Below are 16,838 nucleotides of genomic sequence, written 5' to 3' on the forward strand. Positions count from 1 at the left end.
CCCGTCGACCAGAACCCGACCTGCGGTGCGTCAGCGAGCAGCCAGCGCCGCCTCGGCCGCACGGAATCCGCACATGCCGTGCACGCCGCCGCCGGGTGGGGTCGAGGCCGAGCACAGGTACACGCCCTCGACTCCCGTGGCGTAGGGATTCGGCGTCAGGCGCGGACGGGCGATGAGGTGCCACAGGTCGTTTCGGCCGCCGCCGATGTCCCCCGAGACGTAGTTGGCGTTCTCGGCCTGCAGATCGGCTGGGCCTGCGCTCCGCGTGGCCCGGATCCGCGATCGGAACCCCGGGGCGAAGCGTTCGATCTGGGCCGTCACCGCCTCCGTCGCGTCGCCGCTGAATCCCTGCGGCACATGCGCATACGCCCACAAGGGCTTGAGGTCACCCTTTGCCCGGCCCGGGTCGGCCAACCACTGCTGCCCGATGAGGACGAAGGGATCGTCGGGCATCCGACCGCCGAGCACAGCGTTCTCCGACCTCACGACCTGGTCCATCGTGCCGCCGAGATGCACGACGCCCGCCCGGTCACAACCGGGTGCGGTCCAGCCGACCTCGCCGTCGATCACATAGTCGACCTTGAACGCTGCCGGTCCGGCCTGATGATGCCGGTACCCCCGCGCAACGCGCTCGGGCTGTTGGGTCCCGAGAATGCGCTGCGCGGCAGTGGGATCGACATCCAAGAGGACGATGTCGGCGTCGAGTTGCGCACGTGAGTGCACGGGGTTGCCGGTGACGATCTTGCCCCCGAGATCTTCCAGGAGGGCCGCGAGCGCACGGGAGATCGCCGCCGAACCGCCCTCGGCGACCGGCCAGCCCGCGACATGTCCGGCGGCGGTGAGCATGACTCCGCCCGCGGCCGTGCCGATGTGGTTCAGGCGGACGAACGGATGTGCCGCGATACCGATGAACAGGGCCCGCGCCTGGGGCGTCGAGAAGGCTCTCGCCAGCGTGGTCGCGGGCAGTGCCGACCGGGCCGCGAAGCCGGCGAAGCGCAACGGATGCCGCGGCACCCTGAGCATCGGGCCGAGCGCATCGTCGGCGATGGTGCCGAAATGCTCGCCGAGCGAGCCGAACATCGCCCGCCACCGACGACCGTCGGGACCCAGCCCCGCTGCGGTCTTCTCGACGGATCGATAGAACAGGCCGGCGGTGCCGTCGTCGAGCGGGTGCGCGGCGTCGATCTCGGGATTGAGAAACCGTAGCCCGTACCGCTCGAGTCAGAGGGTCTGAAGGTAGGGCGAGGCAGCGCCGAGCGGATGGAAGGCCGAGCAGACGTCGTGCACGATGCCGGGTTCGAGGAACTCTGCGCTCCGCGTCCCGCCGCCGATCTCGTCGGCAGCCTCGAAGACCGTGACGTCGAGACCTGCCTGCGCGAGGCGCACCGCGCCTGCGAGTCCGTTGGGTCCGCTGCCGACGACGACCGCTGTTCTCATCCGGACACCGTAACCGGCAGACGCGGCGCGGGACCCTGCATGCCGAACCCGGTCGGTCAGCGGATCTTGAAGATGACCATCCGCTGGACGACGAAGTTGATCACGGTCGCGGTGCCCTGGGCGATGACGAAGGCGATCGCGGAGTAGAGGGCCGTCTCCTCCCACAGGTGCGACAACCAGCCGTACAACCCGACGTTCACCACGAAGGTCACGAGGTAGAGGCACACAACGGCGATGAACCGCGCGGTGCTCGGCTCGGCACGGAAGGTCCAGCGACGGTTGATGAGATACGCCGTGGTGGTGCCGAGGATGAACCCGCCCGCCTTCGCCACACCCCCCGGCACTCCGACGACGTACTGCAGGAACATGGTGAGGGCGTAGTCGAGGACGGCTGAGCCCGCGCCCGTGATGACGAACCGGATGAGCTGGGTTTTCAGGTCGACGTCGGTCGATGCCTCTTCGTCGTCGAGCGGCAACTCCATCGGCATCGGCGCATGCCGGGTGGCGAAGTCCTCGTGACGCGGGTGATCGGCGTCGTGGAGATGGTGGTCAGCGCCGACGGCGTTCTCGTCGTGGTCACCGGGATCGGGTCGAGACACGCTGACACCCTAGCCGAGGCGGGTCAGAACTCCTCGTCGACGTCGGAGTCGCGGGCGGCACGTTCGCCGCGGTCGAGGGTGGCGAGTTCGGCGAGATCCGCGTCGTCGAGAGCAAAATCGAAGAGGTCGGCGTTCTCGAGCTGTCGCCCGGTGTGCGACGACTTCGGAACCACGCTGATGCCGTTCTGCACCGACCACCGCAACGCGATCTGGGTCGGCGACTTGCCGTACTTGCGCGCGATGCGGAGGATGACCGGATCGGCGAGCAGCCCCTCCTTGCGGCCCGTCGGATGCCATGCCTGTGCGTGAATGCCTTTCTCGGCCATGAACTCTCGCAGTTCGGTGCGCGGCAGGACCGGCGAGCACTGGATCTGGTTGAGCACCGGCCACCGCCCAGTCTCGTCGAACAGCATCTGGAGGTGATGCTGCTTGAAGTTCGACACGCCCGGCGTGCGGACATATCCCTCGTCGGCCAGCGTCAGCAAGGCCTTCCACGAGTCGACGGTGCGGCCGAGGCTCGGGCACGGCCAGTGGATGAGGTAGACGTCGATGTGGGCGACGCCCAGCCGCCGGGCGCTCTCTTTGGCGGCGTTGATCGCCTCGTCGAAACCCTGGTCGCCGCCACCCAACTTGGTCTGCACCACGATGTCCTCGCGGGGGACACCGGTGCCGTGCAGGCCCATTCCGACGCTCAGCTCGTTGCTGTACCGCGGCGCGGTGTCGAGGAGGCGGTAGCCGGATTTGATGGCCGACCCAACGGCGCTCACACACGGCCGGCCGAGCATGTTGTAGGTGCCGAGCCCCACCAGGGGGATCGAGTTTCCGTTGCTGAGCTCGACCGAGGGGATGTCCACCGCATCAGGATATGTCGACAACCGCATCCTGCGTCGTGTGTCGATCTGGAACGCTGGACCGATGGGCATCGCAGACGACTCGTCGTATGACGACATCGTGATCGGCGCGGGCCACAACGGCCTGACCGCCGCCGCGTACCTCGCCCGCGCCGGACGCCGCGTGCTGGTCCTGGAGAAAGCGGACCACGTCGGCGGCGCCACCGTGTCCGCGACACCGTTCGCCGGTCTGTCCGCGCGGTTGTCGCGGTACTCCTACCTGGTCTCGCTGATGCCGCGCGCGGTCATCGCCGACCTCGACCTCGACATCTCGCTCGTCCGCCGACGCTATTCGTCGTACACACCGGTGCCCTCGGACCCGGCGCGCGGAATCCTGGTCGACACCCTCGACGACGACGCGACGGCCGCGACGTTCCGGGAGGTGACCGGGTCCGACGTCGGCTTCACCGCATGGCGGTCGTTCTACCGTCGGCTCGGCGTGGTCGCCGACCGCGTGTTCCCGACCATGACCCAACCCCTACGCACCGCGGCCGAGATGCACGACCTCGTCGTCGGCCGAGACGGGCTCACCACCGACACCTCGACCGCCGAACTGTGGGAAGCGCTCACGACGCTGCCGCTGGGCACGCTCCTGCGCCAGTACTTCGACGACGATCTCGTCCGCGGCATCGCAGCGACCGACGGACTCATCGGCACCTTCGCCGACCTCGACGATCCGTCCCTGCGCCAGAACATCTGCTTCCTCTACCACGTCATCGGCGGCGGAACCGGGGACTGGGATGTGCCGGTCGGCGGCATGGGCGCGGTGTCGGGAGCGCTGTATCAGGCGGCGAACTCGGCGGGCGCCGACTTCGTGACGGGAGTCGAGATCACCGGTGTCGATCCCGACGACGGCACCGTCGAGACGACGAACGGGACCTTTCGCGGGTCGATGCTCTATGCGGCGTGCGCGCCGCAGGTCTTCAACACGTTTCTCGACGGGGTGCCGATCCCCTGCGAGCCCGACGTTCGGGGTGCACAGCTCAAGATCAATCTGCTGCTCGACCGGTTGCCGCGACTCCGCGACGGGTCGGTCTCGCCGGCGGCGGCCTTCGCCGGAACGTTCCACATCAACCAGACCGCAACCCAACTAGGCGATGCGTGGCGGCAGGCGAATCGTGGTGAGGTGCCGGATCTCCCACCCTGCGAGATCTACTGCCACACCCTCAGCGATCCGTCGATCCTGGGACCGGAGCTGGCCGGCAAGCACACGCTGACCCTCTTCGGTCTGCACATGCCGCCCGAGGTGTTCGACGAACCCGGTGCCGTCGAACACGCCGTCGGTGCAACCTTCGCGTCGTTGAACTCCGTACTCGGAGAACCCGTTCAGTCGGTCATCGCGCATGACCTGAACGGTCGTCCGTGCATCGAGGTGAAGACGCCGCAAGACCTCGAAGACACCATCGGACTCCCCGGCGGGCACATCTTCCACCGGCCGTTGCAGTGGCCATGGGCCGAGACCGCCGCCGAAGTCGGCCAGTGGGGCGTCGAGACCCCGCATCCGCGAGTGTTGTTGTGCGGGGCGGGTGCTCGACGCGGCGGCGGGGTCAGCGGCATCCCGGGCCGCAACGCCGCTGCCGCGGTACTGGGAGTGGACGCGTTGGGCTGACCGGCTCACCGATCCGACCCGGGCCGCTCAGGTGAAGGTCAGTGCCGACACGAGTGCCGACACGAGCCTCGGTATCGCAGTTCGATCCGCCGCGGCGTGCGCGGGGTCCAGCTGCCCGATCGACATCCCCCGACACTCAGGGTCTCGCAGCAGCGTGACCAGGGCCTGTTCGAGGATCGCGATGGTCGGGCCACTGTTGCGTCCGTTCACGTTCTCGGCGATCGGCGCGTCCAGGAAGTCGAGCACGTCGACGTCGAGGTGCACCACGAACGGACCGGGGGCGAGAGTGCTGCGGGCGGTGCGGGCCGCATCTCCGGGGTCGTCGCAGAGCGTTCGCTGATCGACGATCGGGAGTCCCAGCTCGGCAACCTGATCGCGTTCCCACCGAGTGGTCTCCCGAGTCACATCCACTCCGAGGTAGACCAGGTCCGACGGGTGCAGCCGTGCAGCTGCCGCCGAGCACGAGCAGACGCTGCCCGGCTGCGAGCAAGCCGGCAGCAGCTGCGGAGAGTTCCTCGAGTGCATCTGTCTCGTCACCCAGGTTCTGCGCGAACGGGCTCTCCCGGTCGGGAAACCACAACCGGGTCGTGAGATCTCCCGCGTCGACGACCTCCGCGCCGGTGGCAGCCAGCTGCTCGATGAGGCCGGCATCCCGCAATGCGGTGGGCGCACGTTCGACGCCCACGCAGTAGGCACCGGCACTACTCGGCGCCCCCAACACCGTGATCTTCACCGAGTCCTCCTGGCGGCCTGGGTCACTCCCCCTCGATCTTCTGCGAGTTCGCCCATCGGCGTCCGGGGTCGCCACCCCATGCATCCCAGGCCACACGTCCGGCCGAGGGAAAACCGTCCTCGCCGTTGCTGAACCCGGTGGCGTCCTTGTCCACCTCGTGGCGGGAGAAGTAGTTGCGCATCTTGCGGATCTGCTCGTCGTCGACGTCCTTGCCCTCGGCCAACTGGTGGGCCCGATGGCGGCCGGTGTCGGTGAATCCCTTGCCCGCCTTGCCGTCGTCGATCCATCGAACCGCGCGCTGGGCTGCTTCCTGGACGTCCTTGGGAGGCTTGTGACTCATGTGCCGGGCTCCTGTCGTCGGGTTGTGTCCACCGCGTGCCCCTCGACGACGGCCGTGAAACCCGCGGCCTGTCGCCACCGGGGTCAGCTGTGGACCGGCCACGCGATCTCGGTTGTCCCGCTCTGGCCCGGGATGCCGTCGACATACGTCTCCCTGACCGGCCCGGGCGCACCGATCCCGTGCTCGCTGACGTAGGCCCCGAGGTCGGCGTAGACATCACCGATGGTCGCGTCGTCGCCGTGGTGAGTGGCGACAGCCATGTGAACCGGCGGCAGGACCTCCCGTCGCACGCGTCCGCCGCCCGTTGCGGCGGCTGTCGGTGACACCGGCCAGAAGACGGCGCAGTCGCCGCGCTCGTCGAGGAACAGCTCCGTCGACCACAGGCCACCCCGAGGTCCCTGAGCGGAGAGCGCCGAACGCTCGAGCTCGTCGTCCAGGTCCTCGTTGGCCTGGGTGAACCATCCGCCGAGATCTACCAGGTCGATCGTGTCGCGAATGACGAGGACCGATACTGCCGGGACCACACGGCGCTCGATCGGCGCCGACGTGGGCGCCGAGTCCGTCAACAGTCGGCGCAGCGATTCCACCGCGGACTGCGTCTCCGCGAGACGTTGCTCCATCCGACGCAGATGATCGGCGATGATCTCGTTCTTGGCAGCTGCGGAGGGCGCTGTCAGCGCACAGCGCACCTCCTCGACCGGCATGTCGAGTGACCGGAGGTGGTGGATCACACGTGCGTCGTCGATCTGCTCGGGTGTGTAGTAGCGATACTGAGTGGCGGCATCGATGCGAGCCGGCTCGAGCAGACCGACGCGGTGGTAGAACCGCAACGCTTTCGCGCTGAGACGGGTGGCTCGGCTGAAGTCACCGATGGTCATCATGCTGGGCACCTCGCCATCCTCCCCCTTCCCCCAGGGGGAAGCTCAACTCGTCGGTGACTTCATGGACCGCGCTTGACCTTCCCCTTGGGGGAACGGCCAGTGTGTGGGTTCGGAAGAAGAACACGAGACGCGAGCTACCGAACGAAAGGCATCATCACGATGGTTTCCATCCCCTCGCTCCCGCCGGCCGTCGAGACATACCTCGACGCGACACCGAGCACAGATCCGACCCAGATCTCCGCGCTGTTCGCCGAGTTCGCCACCGTCGTCGACGACGGACACACTTACGACGGGCGTGCCGCGATCGCCTCGTGGCGCGCGGCTGTCGCCGACGCGTTCACGTACACGGCCACACTGATGCGTATCGAGCGCGACGGCGACGCCGTCATCGCCATCCAGCGCATCGAAGGCGACTTCCCCGGCGGCAGAGTGGATCTGGCCAACCGGTTCACGGTCGACGCCGGCGGCCACATCAGCTCGCTACGCATCGAACCGGTGCAGTAGCGGGTCGGGATCCGAACGACCGTCAGAGCCGTTGCGCGACGGTCGGACTCATCTGCTCGTCGAGTTCGGGTTCCAGGCGGGTCCGTCGCGCAGGTAGCGACACGAACGGCGTCGGCCACCAGAACCACCGGCCGGAGAGACGTGCGATCGCCGGCATGACCAGGGTCCGCACGATGAGAGTGTCGATCAGGAGTCCGATGGCGACGGTCGTGCCGATCTGCGCGACATTGTGGGCGTAGCTGGCGAGCATGGCCAGCATCGTGATCCCGAACGTCAGACCTGCCTGCGTGACAACACTTCCCGTGCCGACCATGGCGCGAATCAGTCCGGTGCCGCCGCCGGCCCCGTACTCCTCCCGAAAGCGGCTGACCAGCAGCATGTTGTAGTCGGCGCCGACGGCCACCAGGAAGGTGAACGCGATCGGCGCGACCGACCAGTGCAGTGGATTGCCGATGATGCCCTGCCACAGGAACACCGACACCCCCATTGCCGACAGGTACGACAGGCCGACGGTCCCGATCACGGCGAGCGCCGCCACCAGACTGCGCAGCAGGAACAGGACGACGCAGAACACGAAGGCGAAGGCGGCGACGACGATGGCGATGAAGTCCTCGTGCGCGAACGACTCGATGTTCAGCAGGGTCCCGCCGGGGCCGCCGATGCTGACGGTGGATCCGGCCAGGGACGTGTCCTTGATCGCGCCCAGGGCAGTCGGGATGACGTGCGCGCTCACGTCCATCGCGTCACGGCTGAATCCCTCACGCTGCGGGGTGACGATCATCCGCGTCGCCTTGCCGTCGTCGGAGAAGTAGTACGGGATTCCGCTCTGGAAGAGCGGGCTCTCCAACGCCTGGCTCGGAAGGAAGAATCCGCCGGCAGCGGGACTGCCCGCCGAGTACGCGCCACTGACCTCGTCGAGAAAGTCGGTGATCTCACCCACCTGCGGGAGGAGAGCCCCCAGGGTCGTGCGCAACGGCCCGATCAGGTCGCGGATCTGTGTGACCGTGGCGCGCAGCGTCGGGATCTGCTCGGCGGCGGTGGGCAAGGCGCCACTCAGGGACCGCGTGCCGTCGGCTAGATCCCGGACCGATTCGCGGAGGGCGGGAACGTCGTCGAGAACGGACAGCCCGGTCAGGGCGGTGCGGCACGCGGCGACATCCCCACACTGCGGGATCGACCGGACCAGCCCGCGCATCGGTGCGATCCCCGCCGAGAGTTCGTCGACCTTGGCCAGCGTCGAGTCGCTGGTCTGCTGCAGTTGCGTGGTGGCGTCGGACAGCGACCCCGCGCCGGCCGCCCCTTGCCGCAGCGCGGCGTCGACGCCGTCGATGGCGGTGTCCAGGCGGTCGACCGTTGCGCCGATCGCGTCGAGATCGGTGATCCGATCGCGCAGAAGCGATGTCATCTGCCCGAAGCGGTTCCCGATGTACCCGGCCTGCGAGGTGAGGGTGCCCTGATCGAGGGTCTGCCCGAGGGGGCGGGTGATGCCCTGGACCGCGTTCACACCGTCGATCGAGGCGACCGCGTCGGTCATCTGCGCGAGTGCGATCAGATCCGCCGAGTTGCGCATGTCGTGGTCGGATTCGACGATGAGTACGCTCGGAGCCATGATGTTGGGCGGTAGATGTCTGTCTGCCGCAGCGAATCCCACGTTCGCGGGCGAGTCCGCCGGTTGCGCGCGGCGTTCGTTGTAGCTCGGCGCGTACATGGCGAGCGGAAGGATCATGACCGCGAGAACGGTGAGCGCCGCCGCGAGTACCGGACCCGGCCAGCGTGCGACGGTGGTGCCGATGCGGCGCCAGCGTCGCGGTGAGGCCGACTCCCGGGGTTCCACGAAACCCAGTCGGGTCGCGACCGCGAGGACCGCCGGCCCGAGGGTGAGTGCAGCGGCGAGGGTGATGAGAATTGCTATGGTGCAGGGCAATCCCGACGTGCTGAACATGGCGAGTCGGGTTGCCGCCAGGCAGGCCATCGCACCCGCGACGGTCAGCGCCGATGCGACGACGATGTGCTGCACACCGGCCAGCGCGTCGTAATAGGCGTCCTCCCGGTCGCGCCCCTTACGTCGGGCCTCTTGATAGCGGCCCACCAGGAAGATCCCGTAGTTGGTGCCTGCGCCCAGGACGATCACCGCCGACAGCGCCGCGGCGAAGATCGACACCTTGATGACCTCGTTCTCGGCCAGGAAGGAGATGGTCGCGCGGGCCACCGCCAGGGCCAGTCCCACGCCCAACAGGGGGACCATCGCGGTGACCACAGATCGGTAGACGAGCAGCAGCACGGCGCCGACCAGCAACGCGCACACCGACACCAGCAGGATGATGGAGTCGTTGATGGCCACCATCTCGTCGTTGACGACGGCCGACGGTCCGGTGACGTGAACGTCGATGCCGGGTGGCGGCGTCGACGCGGCGATCGTGTCGCGCGCGGACTGGGTCGACTCCATGGCCAGCGCCGTGCCCATGTTGCCGGCGAGGTTGACCAGCACATAGGCGACATGACCGTCGGAACTCTGCGCCGCCGGGGCGAGATCGGGATTCGACCACAGGTCCATCGCGGAGTTCACGTGTTCGGTGTCCGCGGTCAGCTCGGCCAGGAGTTCGTTGTAGTAGGTGCGGGCTTCCGGTCCCAGCGGTTCGTCACCCTCCATCAGGACGTAGACGAAGTTGTTGCTGCCCCCGCCGCCGAAGTACTCGCCCATCTTGACCAGCGCCTGCACCGACGACGCCTCGTCGGGCAGGAAGGACTGGGCGTGTTCGGTGACCGTCGATTCCAGCTGCGGTACAACGATGTTGAGACCACCGGCGATGAGCAGCCAGATGGCGATGACCGGGATCGAACAGGCGTACAGGAAGCGCGCGAACCGGGGACGCGACGATGCCCCGTCACGGAGCACCTCGTGGTGCACGGGTCGCCGGACCTCCTCGAAGAGCCCGTGCCGAAGGCGCGCGAGCCGACCGCGTGTGGTGGCCATCTGCCGTTCCCCGTCGTCGGTGCTCATCTACGCCACCGGAACCAGACAGTTGGCGACCGTGCTGCCGTCGGCGCCCGACCCGGCTTGCCGCGCGCGCTCGAATCCGTTGACCCGCACCGCACATGACACCGTTCCGCGGCCCGATGACTGGGTCAGGACCCCGACGGATGTCGTCAGTTCCCGCGTTCGGAGCACCACCCGCCACGGAACGGACACCTTGTCGTCGACGACCCGCCCACTGGGCTCGATGTAGGACACCCGCGCGGATGATCCCGCCGGGCCGGTCACCACGTACTCGATCGACTTGTCGCGCACGACGCCCGCCTGCGGCGCCGGGGGTGAGTGCCCGATCGCCCGGTCCGGGATCTCACTCAAACGCAGTTTGCCCACATAGAACGCCGACACCGCCATCACGGCAATGACCACCAGAACGATCCACAGCGAGCCGCCACGTGCACCGGATTTCTTCATCGGACCCCCATCGACATCAGCCCTCGTGCGGTTCGACCTGGACTTTCCCTGGTCTGACCACACTCAGACTGCCAGTGGCAGGGACTCTATATGTGACATCGATCGTTGGCAAGGTTTCGCCCCTCCTTCCGGGGGTGGTGAGTCACGTCACCAGGCGCGAGCATTGGCTTGTCGCGCAGCGAACAGAGTCTGCCCCTGTGACGGAAGGCGTTGCCCATGAGTACGAGTCGGTTTCCCCTGACCGAGCTTGCCGACCTGCCACCTGACCTTCGTGAACGGATCGAACCCATCGTGTCGAAGTCGGGTTTCGTCCCCAACATCTTCCGCGCACTGGGGCACCGACCAAACGAGTTGCGAGCCTTCTTGGACTACCACGACGTCCTGATGGACCAACCCGGGCCACTGTCGAAAGCCGAGCGCGAACTGGTCGTGGTCGCCTCGTCCGGAGCGAACCGGTGCATCTACTGCGTCGTCGCCCACGGCGCCATTCTGCGTGTGCGGTCCAAGGACTCACACCTGTCCGATCACGTCGCAACCAACCCGGCGGGCGCGAACCTGGATGGTCGCCAGCGCGCGATCGTCGATCTCAGTCTCGCCCTCACCAGGACACCAGAATTGTTCGCGGACAGTGACATGGCCCGGGCTCGGTCAGCGGGGCTCACCGACGACGAGATCTGGGACATCGGTGCGATCACGGCGTTCTTCGCCGCATCCAACCGTCTCGCACACCTGACGGCGGTCGCACCCAACGACGAGTTCTACTCCATGGGGCGGTGACTCGGAGGGTCGGCGAGGCGATCTGGTTCTCGACCCCGCCCCTCATCCGACCAGCGGCCCACCGAGTTTCCAGTATCCGAGGAACGCGACGTGGTTCTTGTCCATGCCGAGTTCGTGTGTGAGGTACCGACGAATCCGGGTCGTCGTGGTCGATTCACCGGCGATCCAGGCATAGGCGGCCGGGAGCGTGTCCCGGAAGTCGCCGGCATGCCGAGCACCCCAGTCCCGCACCGCTTCTTCGAGCCGTCGGCCCGTGTCGGGCCCGCGGGTGACGTGCTGTATCCGAGCGTGCGGATGACCCGCGCCGACGATGTCGTCGAGTGGGTCGGCGAGTTCGAGCAACACATCCGTGCGGGTGGTGGGCGGCGTGGCGGCAATGATGTTGCCGATCGCCGGCATCGCGGATTCATCACCGATCAGGAGCAACCGATCAGGTGCGTGAGGTGGCTGGTAGTGAATTCCATAACCGGTGCGCCCGACTCGGACGTCCGGCCCGGTGATCACGAGACGGTCGCCGGCCGAACAGGTCAGAGCCCACCGAGAAGCCGGCCCGGCCGGCTCGTGGACGAACACGTCGACATCGATCTCACCCTGGTCGGGACGGATCGCCGACGGGGTGTAAGTCCGCAGCTCGTTCCTGCGGTCCGCCGGGAGCTCCTTCCAACGGGTGTACCACTGCTTCGGGTGCGGGGTCGGGTCCTCGAGGAGTCCGAAGTCGGGTTCGGTGCCGTCGACCATGGGCAGGACGAGCTTGATGCGTTGGTCGAGGCCCCAGGGAGCGAAATTCCCCAGCGACGGGTCGAGCAGGGTGACGCGGATGAAGTTCGGCGAGATCCGTTGTATGCCCGCGACTGTCACCGGGAACGCGCTGTACTCCCACGGTCGGGTCGATTCGATCGACTGCGTCATTGTGCTGCCTCCTCGTGCGGGATGGATCCGACGGGCGTCGGACGGGGTACGACGAGGGGCCCGCCGGTGATGGGGTCGGCGATGACGACATTGGGCAGGTCATAGATTTCTTCGACCCGTTGGCTGGTGACCACCTCCGCGGGTGGGCCTGCCGCGAGGATCTCACCCTCCCGCATGGCGATGATGTGATCGGCGTACCGGGCTGCGTGATTGAGGTCGTGCAGGACCGCGATGACGGTACGTCCCCGGCGGTTGAGATGCGCGAACAACTCCATGAGCTCCACCTGGTGAGCGATGTCGAGAAATGTTGTCGGCTCATCCAGGAGGAGAAGATCGGTCTCCTGCGCCAACACCATGGCCACCCAGATGCGTTGGCGTTGCCCGCCGGAGAGCTCGTCGACGCGTCGCGGGGCGAGATCGACAGTCCCCGTGGCCTCGAGCGCGTGGAGGACCGCCTGCTCATCGGCACTGCTCCATTGCCGCAGCAGACCCTGGTGCGGATATCGCCCCCGCGCAACGAGATCGGCGACGGTGATCCCGTCCGGCGCGATCGCGGACTGTGGGAGCAGACCGAGGCGCCGCGCCACGTCTTTCGCCGGCCGGCTCGAGATCGCCTTGCCGTCGAGAATCACCTGCCCGGACGTGGGCGCGAGAAGTCGTGACAGGCCACGGAGAAGTGTTGATTTGCCACACGCGTTCGGGCCGATGATCACGGTGAACGACCGGTCCGGGATCGACGCACTCAGCCCGGCGATGATGGTCTTGCCGTCGTAGCCGAGGGTCACGTCGTCGGCGCGCAACCGCACGGAGCCCTCCGTCGAAGTGCGGGGCCGGTTGCCGGATGTGGGTGAGTGTTTGTCAGGCACGACGACGGATCTCCTGGATGATCATGGCGACGAGGTAGATGCCTCCCACCGAGACGGTGCCCACCCCGACGGGCAGCGTCACGGGCAGAACGTGCTGGGCGATCACATCGGACGCCAACAGCAACAGCGCCCCCACGAGCGCCGATATCGTCAGCGACAGATACGGAGTCGCGGACAGTCGTCGTGCGATCTGCGGGGCCGCGAGGGCGATGAAGGCGACCGGCCCGATGACCGCGGTCGCCGCGGACACGAGTGTGACGGCGCTGAGCAGTACCACTGTGCGAACGAGGGCGGGGCGGGCCCCGGTGGCCGCGGCCACGTCGTCACCGAGGTCGAGCTGCCGCAGCCGCGGCGTCAGGACCGCCAGCACCATCACCGGGACGATCGCCACGCCTACGGCGCCGATCAAAGGCGTTGCGGTGACACCGTTCAGGCTCCCCGCGCCCCAGGCGGAGGCGAACATCGCGGTGTCCAGCTCGACCTCGAGGAGCATCCACGTGTTGAGCGACGCCAGCATCGCCGCCACCCCGATGCCGGTGACGATGAGGCGGAAACCCTGCAATCCGCCCTTGTAGGCGAGCATCCAGATGACTGCGGCGGTCACCACACCACCGACGACCGCTCCGGCTGTGATCTGCGACCAGCTCGCCGAGAACACCACAACGGTGACGAGCATGCCGGTGAACGCCCCGTTGGACAGGCCCAGGATGTCCGGACTGGCCAACGGGTTCCGGGTCACCGTCTGGAAGATCGCACCGGCCACCGCCAGTAGTGCGCCGAGAATGATCGCGGCAAGGGTGCGTGCCAGTCGCCATTCGAAGACCACGGTGCGATCGAGCGCGTCGCCCCCGCCCAGCAGGGTCTCGACGACGGCAAGTGGCGACAACGGATAGGTTCCCAGCCCGAGTGCGACGACACCGAGGACGACGACGGCGAGACCGAGGCCGACACCCACGGCCACGCTGCGCGCCCGCACCGGCACCGCGTACGGACCGACGCCGATCACCCGCCGTCGGTAACCGACGTCGATCAACCCGGTGCCGGTCATGACAGCGTGCTCGCTTTCTGCCGCCGAACCAACAGGATCAGTACCGGCGCCCCGACGAACGCCGTGACGATGCCGACCGGAATCTCCGCCGGCGAGATGAGGATTCGCCCCAGCACGTCGGAGAGGAGGACGAGCACCGGCGCCAGGACCACCGACGCCGCCAGGATCCTGCGCTGGTCCACCCCGAACAACCACCGCGCCACATGCGGAACCATCAGTCCCACAAAGGCGATCGGCCCGGCGAGCGCGGTAGCGGTGCCTGCCAGAACCGTCACCGACGCGATGACGCCGATGCGGAGGGCGCGCACGTTCGCCCCCTGCGCCCGCGCGACATCCTCGCCCAGCGCGAGCGCATTCAACCCGGCGGCCAGCACGAACGCCGCGAGCAAGGCGACCGCGACGAGCGGCACGGTCGGGGCCAGCACATCCAGCCCGCGACCGACCAGCGAGCCCGCATTCCACGAACGCATGTGCTCGAAGGCTTCCGGATTGCTCAGCGTCATACCCGTGGTCATGCCGGAGAACACCGCGCCCAGCGCCACGCCGGCCAGGGTGAGGCGCACCGGGTCGGCCGAACCGCGGCCCGACGAACCGATGACATACACCCCGAGCGTGACCACCAGTGCCCCCAGAAGCGCCAGCCAGACCGAGGTGAGAATGCTCTGCAACCCGAAGAACGCCACTCCGACCGCAACCGCGAACGCAGCGCCCGCGTTGACTCCCAGGATGCCCGGGTCGGCGAGCGGATTACGGGTGAACGCCTGGATCAACGCGCCGGCGGCGCCGAGTGCCGCCCCCACCACCAGGCCGACGGCCGTACGCGGGATCCGCAGCTCCATGACCACGTACCGCGCCTCGGGCGAACCGCCACCCCGGAGAACCTCGAGCACCGCTGCCGGTGTGATCGAGTTCGACCCGATCATCAGCGACATCGCCACCGCGACAATGAGAAGAAGCGCCACACCCATCAGGCCGATCGGCGTCGGCAAGGCCCGCAGCATCCGTTCGGACGCCGCGTTCTCGCTGCCGGTGCCGGCGGGTGCGTCGATCAACGACGACATCAGGGTTTCTGGAGGAACCGCTCGATGTCGTCGAGAACAAGTGCGCCGCCCTTGAGCCCGACTCCCGAGATCCAATAGCTGGTGTCCACCAATGTCACCGACGGAAACGCAGCCCGGTTCTGGGTGATGGCAGCAGGGATCGTCGACGGGTCGTCGACATCACTCGTCGTGATGAACACGTCGTCGGCCACCGCCTGCCGGATGTTCTCCGGCGAGATGTCGGCCTGCAAACCGTCTTCCCATTCGCGGTCGGGGATCGTGTACCCCACACACTGCAGGGTCCCGCCGGCGAAGCTGGTCGGTCCGTACAGGCTCAGTGTCGTCTCGTCGCGCGGCCGGATCAGATTAGCTGTCTCGCCCTCGACGTCATAGGTGTCCTTGATCTGGGCGCACCGCTCGTTGAAGCCGTTCAGCATTTCTTGCGCTTTGTCCTTGCGGCCCAACGCCTGCCCGACCAGGAGGACGTTCTCCTGCCAGGGGTCCGCCTGCGACGCCATGAAGACCGTCGGCGCGATCGACTCGAGCTGGTCGTACAACTTGGAATGACGAGACTCGGTACCCAGGATCAGGTCCGGCTTCAAGGCGGCGATCGATTCCAGATCGGGTTCCGGCACCGTTCCGACCGGCTCCACCCAATCGACGCCCAGATACTTCGGAATCCCCGCCACGTTGCTGGCCACCGCGGCACCCACCGGCGTCACCCCGAGCGCGACCGCGGTATCCAGTTCCACCGGCTCGAGCACGACGACCCGCTGCGGATTCGTCGGAACGTCTGCCGTGCCGCGGGCATGCTCCACACTCTGTGTTCCGCCACCGGCAGCCGAGTCGTCCTCGCCGTCCGACTGAGACGAGCACCCCGCCAATCCCACGACGATCGCCGCCGCCAGCACCACTCCACGTCGAACCACGGACGCACGCATGCAACAAGCCCTTTCCCGAATCGGCGCTGCCGAGAGCGGCACCGGTCAACCCCGACCCTGCCAGTTAGCGCATCCTAACCTAACGGATCGTGGCGGCAGTGAGGGGTCCGAGACGTGCCTCGAGCACGTGCCCCGGCGACCTCGAGTCCGCCAACTCACCCGCATGGGTGGGACATAATCGCGGACATGCAGAAGCCGGCTTGCCCGATCCGACGCCGGACCACACCCGAGGTCCGGGAGGCGCTGCTCGTCGCGGCCGTCGCCGAGCTCGACGAGGCCGGTCCGGAGAAGGCGAGCCTGCGCGCCATCGCTCGCCGCGTGGGAATCACCCATCAGTCGGTGGCCCACCACTTCGCCGATCGCCGTGCGCTGTTCACGGCGGTGGCCGTGCAGGGGTTCGACACCCTGCACGCCGAGCACACCCGTGCGCTCGAACAGCTGCCCGGCAATGCGCCGCTCGGAGAGGCGGTGGCCACTCTGGGCCAGGTCTACGTCCGGTTCGCGCGCGACCACCGCGCCGCGGTCGGCCTGATGATGGGTTCACGCCTGGTCGACAACAAGGCCCCGGAGCTGGTCGCGGCCCGGGCACGGGCGTGGGAACTCCACATGCGCACGGTCTCCGACGCCGCGGATGACGGCTGGGGCGGCGGAGTGCCCGGCAATCTTATCGCGATCGCGACCTTCGCGATGGCGCACGGGCTGGCCTCGCTGGAGACCGACTTCGCCACCGAGCTGCCCGACGGCATCAGGGTCGAGGACCTGCTGTCGTTGGTCAACGCCGCGATCATCACTCCCCCGCGTCACGATTCCTGAACCGCG

General features: G+C 67.7%; 16 protein-coding genes and 2 pseudogenes. 4 read left to right on the top strand and 14 right to left on the bottom strand.

What is annotated here, in order from left to right; genetic code table 11:
• Positions 1 to 30: 30 nt before the first annotated feature.
• From AB4Z55_RS00770 to AB4Z55_RS00780, 3 genes and pseudogenes are all read right to left on the bottom strand, one after another.
• Positions 31 to 1,437: pseudogene (locus tag AB4Z55_RS00770) on the bottom strand (phytoene desaturase family protein).
• 56 nt (positions 1,438 to 1,493) lie between these two features.
• Positions 1,494 to 1,925 carry a GtrA family protein gene (locus AB4Z55_RS00775; RefSeq protein ID WP_110117457.1) on the bottom strand — a complete coding sequence of 144 codons (432 nt, stop codon included), beginning with the start codon at positions 1,923 to 1,925 and terminating at the stop codon, positions 1,494 to 1,496.
• Positions 1,926 to 2,059: 134 nt separating this feature from the next.
• Complete coding sequence (locus tag AB4Z55_RS00780; protein ID WP_101820644.1) at positions 2,060 to 2,890, bottom strand: aldo/keto reductase; 831 nt, start codon at positions 2,888 to 2,890, stop codon at positions 2,060 to 2,062.
• 61 nt (positions 2,891 to 2,951) lie between these two features.
• On the opposite strand from AB4Z55_RS00780, the gene AB4Z55_RS00785 reads away from it, so the two are divergent.
• Positions 2,952 to 4,535: an NAD(P)/FAD-dependent oxidoreductase gene (locus AB4Z55_RS00785; protein ID WP_354561553.1), complete on the top strand. Its 1,584-nt coding sequence runs from the start codon at positions 2,952 to 2,954 to the stop codon at positions 4,533 to 4,535.
• A 27-nt stretch (positions 4,536 to 4,562) separates the two neighbouring features.
• Here AB4Z55_RS00785 and AB4Z55_RS00790 read toward each other — a convergent pair whose 3' ends face one another.
• The 4 genes and pseudogenes from AB4Z55_RS00790 to AB4Z55_RS00805 all read right to left on the bottom strand — a co-directional run bounded on the left by AB4Z55_RS00790 (position 4,563) and on the right by AB4Z55_RS00805 (position 6,489).
• Complete coding sequence (locus AB4Z55_RS00790) at positions 4,563 to 4,940, bottom strand: hypothetical protein (protein ID WP_369521066.1); 378 nt, start codon at positions 4,938 to 4,940, stop codon at positions 4,563 to 4,565.
• Between the two features lie 106 nt (positions 4,941 to 5,046).
• A pseudogene (locus AB4Z55_RS00795) lies at positions 5,047 to 5,352 on the bottom strand (hypothetical protein); the annotation flags it as partial.
• Entirely contained in the window at positions 5,291 to 5,608 is a 318-nt protein-coding gene (locus tag AB4Z55_RS00800) for a hypothetical protein (RefSeq protein ID WP_004021827.1), read from the bottom strand. The gene AB4Z55_RS00800 and the pseudogene AB4Z55_RS00795, both read right to left, overlap by 62 nt.
• 83 nt (positions 5,609 to 5,691) lie before the next feature.
• Positions 5,692 to 6,489: a MerR family transcriptional regulator gene (locus AB4Z55_RS00805; RefSeq protein ID WP_369518927.1), complete on the bottom strand. Its 798-nt coding sequence runs from the start codon at positions 6,487 to 6,489 to the stop codon at positions 5,692 to 5,694.
• A gap of 159 nt (positions 6,490 to 6,648) precedes the next feature.
• On the opposite strand from AB4Z55_RS00805, the gene AB4Z55_RS00810 reads away from it, so the two are divergent.
• On the top strand, positions 6,649 to 6,993 hold the full coding sequence (locus AB4Z55_RS00810) for a nuclear transport factor 2 family protein (RefSeq protein ID WP_354561556.1): 345 nt from the start codon (positions 6,649 to 6,651) through the stop codon (positions 6,991 to 6,993).
• 22 nt (positions 6,994 to 7,015) lie between these two features.
• On the opposite strand, the gene AB4Z55_RS00815 is transcribed toward AB4Z55_RS00810, so the two are convergent.
• Together AB4Z55_RS00815 and AB4Z55_RS00820 are read right to left on the bottom strand one after the other, a co-directional pair.
• Positions 7,016 to 9,967 carry an RND family transporter gene (locus AB4Z55_RS00815; protein ID WP_369520963.1) on the bottom strand — a complete coding sequence of 984 codons (2,952 nt, stop codon included), beginning with the start codon at positions 9,965 to 9,967 and terminating at the stop codon, positions 7,016 to 7,018.
• A 27-nt stretch (positions 9,968 to 9,994) separates the two neighbouring features.
• The gene (locus tag AB4Z55_RS00820; RefSeq protein ID WP_004021830.1) at positions 9,995 to 10,438 is read right to left on the bottom strand and encodes an MmpS family transport accessory protein; all 444 of its coding nucleotides are present in this window, start codon (positions 10,436 to 10,438) and stop codon (positions 9,995 to 9,997) included.
• Between the two features lie 216 nt (positions 10,439 to 10,654).
• Between AB4Z55_RS00820 and AB4Z55_RS00825 the strand changes: the two genes are divergently transcribed.
• Positions 10,655 to 11,215, top strand: a complete 561-nt coding sequence (locus AB4Z55_RS00825) for a peroxidase-related enzyme (RefSeq protein WP_354561558.1) — start codon at positions 10,655 to 10,657, stop codon at positions 11,213 to 11,215.
• 42 nt (positions 11,216 to 11,257) lie between these two features.
• On the opposite strand, the gene AB4Z55_RS00830 is transcribed toward AB4Z55_RS00825, so the two are convergent.
• Genes AB4Z55_RS00830 through AB4Z55_RS00850 form a run of 5 tightly spaced genes read right to left on the bottom strand, consistent with a single transcriptional unit; the run spans position 11,258 to position 16,019 of the window.
• Complete coding sequence (locus AB4Z55_RS00830; RefSeq protein ID WP_369518928.1) at positions 11,258 to 12,124, bottom strand: siderophore-interacting protein; 867 nt, start codon at positions 12,122 to 12,124, stop codon at positions 11,258 to 11,260.
• Positions 12,121 to 12,930 (bottom strand): ABC transporter ATP-binding protein, encoded by an 810-nt coding sequence (locus AB4Z55_RS00835; protein ID WP_369520964.1) that lies wholly within the window; start codon positions 12,928 to 12,930, stop codon positions 12,121 to 12,123. Before AB4Z55_RS00835 ends, AB4Z55_RS00830 begins: the two co-directional genes overlap by 4 nt.
• Before the next feature lie 52 nt (positions 12,931 to 12,982).
• On the bottom strand, positions 12,983 to 14,038 hold the full coding sequence (locus tag AB4Z55_RS00840; protein WP_369518929.1) for a FecCD family ABC transporter permease: 1,056 nt from the start codon (positions 14,036 to 14,038) through the stop codon (positions 12,983 to 12,985).
• Complete coding sequence (locus AB4Z55_RS00845) at positions 14,035 to 15,099, bottom strand: iron chelate uptake ABC transporter family permease subunit (RefSeq protein WP_369518930.1); 1,065 nt, start codon at positions 15,097 to 15,099, stop codon at positions 14,035 to 14,037. Before AB4Z55_RS00845 ends, AB4Z55_RS00840 begins: the two co-directional genes overlap by 4 nt.
• On the bottom strand, positions 15,099 to 16,019 hold the full coding sequence (locus tag AB4Z55_RS00850) for an ABC transporter substrate-binding protein (RefSeq protein ID WP_369518931.1): 921 nt from the start codon (positions 16,017 to 16,019) through the stop codon (positions 15,099 to 15,101). Before AB4Z55_RS00850 ends, AB4Z55_RS00845 begins: the two co-directional genes overlap by 1 nt.
• A 186-nt stretch (positions 16,020 to 16,205) precedes the next feature.
• Here AB4Z55_RS00850 and AB4Z55_RS00855 point away from each other — a divergent pair, with 186 nt between their 5' ends.
• On the top strand, positions 16,206 to 16,832 hold the full coding sequence (locus AB4Z55_RS00855) for a TetR/AcrR family transcriptional regulator (RefSeq protein WP_004021837.1): 627 nt from the start codon (positions 16,206 to 16,208) through the stop codon (positions 16,830 to 16,832).
• Positions 16,833 to 16,838: the final 6 nt, after the last annotated feature.

It is taken from the genome of Gordonia sp. ABKF26, assembly GCF_041103195.1.
Taxonomy (GTDB): Bacteria; Actinomycetota; Actinomycetes; order Mycobacteriales; family Mycobacteriaceae; genus Gordonia; species Gordonia terrae.

Coding starts and splice junctions, on each gene's coding strand:
- AB4Z55_RS00775 (WP_110117457.1), bottom strand. CDS start 1,925: ATGCCGATGGAGTTGCCGCTCGACGACGAAGAGGCATCGACCGACGTC.
- AB4Z55_RS00785 (WP_354561553.1), top strand. CDS start 2,952: ATGGGCATCGCAGACGACTCGTCGTATGACGACATCGTGATCGGCGCG.
- AB4Z55_RS00800 (WP_004021827.1), bottom strand. CDS start 5,608: ATGAGTCACAAGCCTCCCAAGGACGTCCAGGAAGCAGCCCAGCGCGCG.
- AB4Z55_RS00805 (WP_369518927.1), bottom strand. CDS start 6,489: ATGATGACCATCGGTGACTTCAGCCGAGCCACCCGTCTCAGCGCGAAA.
- AB4Z55_RS00810 (WP_354561556.1), top strand. CDS start 6,649: ATGGTTTCCATCCCCTCGCTCCCGCCGGCCGTCGAGACATACCTCGAC.
- AB4Z55_RS00815 (WP_369520963.1), bottom strand. CDS start 9,967: ATGGCCACCACACGCGGTCGGCTCGCGCGCCTTCGGCACGGGCTCTTC.
- AB4Z55_RS00820 (WP_004021830.1), bottom strand. CDS start 10,438: ATGAAGAAATCCGGTGCACGTGGCGGCTCGCTGTGGATCGTTCTGGTG.
- AB4Z55_RS00825 (WP_354561558.1), top strand. CDS start 10,655: ATGAGTACGAGTCGGTTTCCCCTGACCGAGCTTGCCGACCTGCCACCT.
- AB4Z55_RS00830 (WP_369518928.1), bottom strand. CDS start 12,124: ATGACGCAGTCGATCGAATCGACCCGACCGTGGGAGTACAGCGCGTTC.
- AB4Z55_RS00840 (WP_369518929.1), bottom strand. CDS start 14,038: ATGACCGGCACCGGGTTGATCGACGTCGGTTACCGACGGCGGGTGATC.
- AB4Z55_RS00845 (WP_369518930.1), bottom strand. CDS start 15,099: ATGTCGTCGTTGATCGACGCACCCGCCGGCACCGGCAGCGAGAACGCG.
- AB4Z55_RS00850 (WP_369518931.1), bottom strand. CDS start 16,019: ATGCGTGCGTCCGTGGTTCGACGTGGAGTGGTGCTGGCGGCGGCGATC.
- AB4Z55_RS00855 (WP_004021837.1), top strand. CDS start 16,206: ATGCAGAAGCCGGCTTGCCCGATCCGACGCCGGACCACACCCGAGGTC.